Origin of the sequence: Mesorhizobium sp. M2A.F.Ca.ET.037.01.1.1 (assembly GCF_003998075.1) — a bacterium.
Classification (GTDB): domain Bacteria; phylum Pseudomonadota; class Alphaproteobacteria; order Rhizobiales; family Rhizobiaceae; genus Mesorhizobium.
Genome location: NZ_RZSA01000478.1, coordinates 1 through 4918, shown reverse-complemented (window position 1 = coordinate 4918; position 4918 = coordinate 1). Strand labels below are relative to the sequence as shown.

At 63.1% G+C, this 4918-nt stretch carries 3 protein-coding genes and 1 pseudogene; 2 read left to right on the top strand and 2 right to left on the bottom strand.

Going from position 1 to position 4918, the window contains the following annotated elements; all coding sequences use genetic code 11:
* Together EOA27_RS21905 and EOA27_RS21900 are read right to left on the bottom strand one after the other, a co-directional pair.
* A partial coding sequence (locus EOA27_RS21905; RefSeq protein WP_127257145.1) for a DUF882 domain-containing protein occupies positions 1–396 on the bottom strand: 396 nt, incomplete at its 3' end.
* Positions 397–773: 377 nt separating this feature from the next.
* Positions 774–2321 carry a sigma-54 dependent transcriptional regulator gene (locus EOA27_RS21900; RefSeq protein ID WP_127257143.1) on the bottom strand — a complete coding sequence of 516 codons (1548 nt, stop codon included), beginning with the start codon at positions 2319–2321 and terminating at the stop codon, positions 774–776.
* A gap of 156 nt (positions 2322–2477) precedes the next feature.
* On the opposite strand from EOA27_RS21900, the gene EOA27_RS21895 reads away from it, so the two are divergent.
* Both EOA27_RS21895 and EOA27_RS21890 read left to right on the top strand, forming a co-directional pair.
* On the top strand, positions 2478–4316 hold the full coding sequence (locus EOA27_RS21895; protein WP_126081477.1) for a M3 family oligoendopeptidase: 1839 nt from the start codon (positions 2478–2480) through the stop codon (positions 4314–4316).
* Positions 4317–4667: 351 nt separating this feature from the next.
* A pseudogene (locus EOA27_RS21890) lies at positions 4668–4918 on the top strand (proton-conducting membrane transporter); the annotation flags it as partial.

Here is a 4918-nt window from a genome sequence, read left to right as displayed (position 1 = left end):
GTCCATCGCCTTGCCGAGCATGTGCTGGCTTTTCTCGGCGACGCCGCGGCTGCGCGAACGCAGCATCGCGTTGGTCGACGGCGAACGATAGCCGCAGACGACCTGGATGTAGTCGGTCGCGCCGGCTTCGCGATAAGCTTCCCAGACGAGGTCGAGCAGCCGCGGGTCCATCTTCGTCGGCTCGTTGCGGCGCCAGTCACGCAGGATGATGTTGATCTTGCGCAGGCCTTCCGGATCGTAGCGGCCATTGCGCTTGTAGACGATCTCGGCCTTCTCGTGCGTGTGCAGGTGATAGAGCTTGAGCGTACGAACCTCAGCCCTGGCGCCCGACATTGCCGCGGACAGAAACCCGACAGCCAAAATCACAAACGTCAGCCACCTCGGCCAGACGCTCATGTGAAAATGCCGCCCGTTTGTGTGTCGTTCGACTTTGTTCAAATCAACTGGCTTTCAGGCTGCCGTTTGTCCCCGGATTTGACCAAACGGATGCGTCGTTTTCACATCCGAATATCGATCCTAATGGTTAATCATCGTTTATTGAAGCCGAAATGCGGTAACACCGTGGCGATATCCCGTCAAAAATGATGCACAGCATTTCGTGGTAAACCGCTGGTTTAGATCAAGAATCCGGCCCCGGCCAGAACACGATCTGTTACCGTTAGCGTTAATGCGTGATCCTCGGCAACGCCAACCGCTGAAAACCCTGCGTTTTCACGTCAAAAGCGACAATTTGACTCGGATTTTAGGCGCGCAAGCTGTTCGAGGCCTGCCTGTCACGAGGCAAGCCGGTCCACGCGACCAGCTTCGGGATCAATGCCATATTCCTTCAACTTGCGGTAGAGGGTTGAACGGCCGATGCCCAAACGGCGCGCGACTTCGCTCATCTGGCCATTATAATGATCGATCGCCAGCTTGATCATCTCGAGCTCGACATCGGCCAGCGCCCGTACATTGCCGCGCTCGTCCAGCGCCCGAAGCGTTCCGAACCGCGGCTGCGGCCGCGCCGGTGACTCGCCGTCGGCAAAGGCGGACCCCATTTTCTCGGCAATCGCCTCATCCGCCGGATTGGACGCACCCTCGACCGTTTCGGCGACGGTGGATGTCGTTTCCGCTGCGAGATCGACCGTGCCTTCCACCTGGGCCCGGATCTGCGGGAACTCCTCCTCGGTCAGCACGTCGCCCTCGGCAAGCACCGACGCGCGGAAGACTGCATTCTCCAGTTGGCGGATGTTGCCCGGCCAGTCATAGGCCTGCAGCATCGCAAGCGCTGGCGCCGATATGCCGGCAAGGCGCCGGCGCGGATCGGCCGGCGCGACCTTTTCCATGAAGTGCCGGACCAGATAGGGAATGTCGTCGCGGCGGTCGCGCAGCGGCGGCACGAAGATCGGATAGACGTTCAGCCGGTAGAACAGGTCCTCGCGGAACTTGCCGTCCTTGACCTGCTGCAGAAGGTTGCGGTGCGTGGCCGAGATCAGGCGGATGTCGACCTTGACGGTCGAGCGGCCGCCGACCGGATCGACCTCGCCCTCCTGCACCGCGCGCAGCAGCTTGACCTGGACGTCGAGCGGCAGATCGCCGATCTCGTCGAGGAACAGCGTGCCGGAATTCGCCTCGACGAATTTGCCCGTATGCTTCTCGGTAGCGCCGGTGAAGGACCCCTTCTCGTGGCCGAACAGGATCGATTCGACGAGATTGTCCGGGATGGCGCCGCAATTTACGGTGACGAACGGCTTCGAACGGCGATCGCTGCTGCCCTGAATGGCGCGCGCCACCAGTTCCTTGCCGACGCCGGATTCGCCCTCGATCAGGATCGGGATGTTGGACGCCGCCGCCTTCTGCCCGAGGCGGATCACCCGGTCCATTGCCGGGCTGCGCGTGATCATGTCCTTGAAGGTGAGATGGCCGCCGCCGCGTCGCCGCGACGCGCGCTTCATCTCGTCCTCGACGGCTTCCACCTTGAGCGCGTTGGAGATCGCGGTCTGCAGCCGGTCGGGCGACGCCGGCTTGACGACGAAGTCGAAGGCGCCGTGCCGCATCGCCGAAACGACCGTCTCGATGCCCCCCTGCGCCGTCTGCACGATGACGGGAATGTTGATGCCGCGCTCGCGCATCGCCTTCAGCACACCGATGCCGCCTAGGCCGGGCATGACAAGGTCGAGAATGACGACGGAGACCTCGCGCGCGTTCGGCCCGTCGAGCACGTCGAGGCCGGCCTCGCCGCTATCGGTGACGATCGCGGTGTGCCCGAACTTGGTCAGCGCGGTCTCGACCAGCCTGCGCTGCACCGGATCGTCATCGACTATGAGTATGGAACCTGTCATGACTGTTTGAGTTTTCCGCCCGAGAAAATCCCCATGGATCATCTTGGCACAGGGTTCTAAATAAGGTTTCAAAAAACCCGGTGAACGAATTCCTTAGGATTTGACCGGCTTCCTCCTTCCCTCTGATTTGGCACCGATTCAAAGAAGGTATTGCTGATGCGCATGGAATTTGGTCATCGGCTTGCGGCGCCAGCGTCCGGACACGGCGCGGCGGAGCTTGGCGATCTGCCGGAGTGGAATCTCGCCGATCTCTATTCCGGCATGGAAGCGCCCGAATTGAAGCGCGACATCGCCAAAGCGGCCAGCGACGCCATCGCCTTCGAGACCCGCTGGAAAGGCACGCTGGCCACGGAAGCCGGGCGCGGCGGCGCCGGCCGGCTGGGCGAGGCGCTGCAAGCCTATGAGGCGCTCGAGGAACTGATCGGCCGCATCGTCTCCTATGCCGGCCTCGTCTATGCCGGCAACACCGCCGATCCGCAGCGCGCCAAGCTCTATGGTGACGTCCAGGAAAAGATGACGGACGCGAGCGCCCATCTTCTGTTCTTCGCGCTCGAGCTCAACCTGATCGACGATGCGGCGATCGAAAGCGCTCTGGCCGCCGACAAGGCCTTCGGCCACTACCGGCCCTGGGTGCTCGACCTCAGGAAGGACAAACCCTACCAGCTCGAGGATCGCGTGGAGCAATTGTTCCACGAGAAGTCGGTCACCGGGCGCGGCGCCTGGAACCGCCTGTTCGACGAGACGATGACCGATCTGCGCTTCGACGTCGACGGCGAGGAGCTGACGCTTGAGCCGGCGCTCAACCGGCTGCAGGATTCGAATGGCGAGGTGCGCCGCCGCGCCTCCGAGGCGCTGGCCGCCACGTTCCGCAAGAACCTGCGCACCTTCACCCTCATCACCAACACGCTGGCCAAGGACAAGGAAATCTCCGACCGCTGGCGCGGCTTCCAGGATATCGCCGACTCGCGCCACCTCGCCAACCGCGTCGAGCGCGACGTGGTCGACGCGCTGGCCGCGGCAGTGCGCGAGGCCTATCCGCGGCTGTCGCACCGCTACTATGCGATGAAGGCGCGCTGGCTCGGCATGGAGGTGATGAACCACTGGGACCGCAACGCGCCGCTGCCGGAGACGCCGAAGGCGGTGATCCGCTGGGACGACGCCAGGGACACGGTGCTCTCCGCCTACAAGCGCTTCTCGCCCGACATGGCAGAAATCGCGCGCGGCTTTTTCGATCGCAGATGGATCGACGCGCCGGTGCGGCCGGGCAAGTCGCCCGGCGCCTTCGCCCACCCGACGGTGCCGTCGGCGCATCCTTACGTGCTGCTCAACTATATGGGCAAGCCGCGCGACGTGATGACGCTGGCGCATGAGCTCGGTCATGGCGTGCACCAGGTGCTGGCCGCGGGCCAGGGCGCGCTGATGGCCTCGACGCCGCTGACGCTGGCCGAGACCGCCTCCGTCTTCGGCGAGATGCTGACCTTCCGCTCGCTGCTCGAACAGACCAGTGACAGACGCGAGCGCAAGGCCATGCTCGCTCAGAAGGTCGAGGACATGATCAACACGGTCGTGCGCCAGATCGCCTTCTACGAGTTCGAGCGCAAGGTGCATACCGAGCGCAAGAACGGCGAGCTGACCTCGGACAGGTTGGGCGAATTCTGGCTGGAGGTGCAGGCCGAAAGCCTGGGACCGGCGATCAAGCTGCGCGACGGCTACGAGGTCTTCTGGACCTATATCCCGCACTTCATCCATTCGCCCTTCTATGTCTATGCCTATGCCTTCGGCGACTGCCTGGTGAACTCGCTCTACGCCGTCTACCAGAACGCCGAGCGGGGATTTCAGGAGAAGTATTTCGAGATGCTGCGCGCCGGCGGCACCAAGCATCACTCCGAACTCCTGGCTCCCTTCGGCCTCGACGCCACCGATCCCGCGTTCTGGCAGATCGGCCTTGGCGTGATCGGTTCGCTGATCGACGAGTTGGAGGCGCTGGACAAGTGAACAGCAACGAAGCGTGCATCGATAGCTATAGTTTAGCCGAGACGCATATTAGCCGGACTCTATTCTTGCCCTAAATAGCTGTTCTTGAATAACTCTCCGGCGCATTTTCAACTGGCTTTCGACGAGCCATATGATAGCGTCCGGCCTCAAGCTCAGCTGGACGCATCGCGCAGGCCAGAGATGCCTGCCGCTCCGCTACGGCGAATGCGATGATGGCCGTCGGTCCGGACAAGACCGAACGCCGATGGCTCGATTGAAGCCGGCGGTTCCACCGAACACGGAACCTTTGACGATTCTTGACGGCAAGCGTGCCCTCCCAGCCGCGGCCGACGGACCGGACTGGAGAGGGAAATGAGCACTTTCTTCTACATGCTCCTGGCGTTCGTTGTGGGTATCCTGGCTGGCTGGTTCATCTGGGGCCGCCTGCGCGGCGAGCTCGACAGTCTGCGTGGCGATCTCGACCGCACCCGAAGCGAGCGCGACAGGCTGCGCGCCGATAACGACCGGCTCAAGGGCGAGCTCGATGCCTGCGGCAGTGCCCGCGCCAATCTCGAAAGCCGGCTGCGTAACGCGCCTGCCGCCAAGGCCGGCGCCGACAAGGC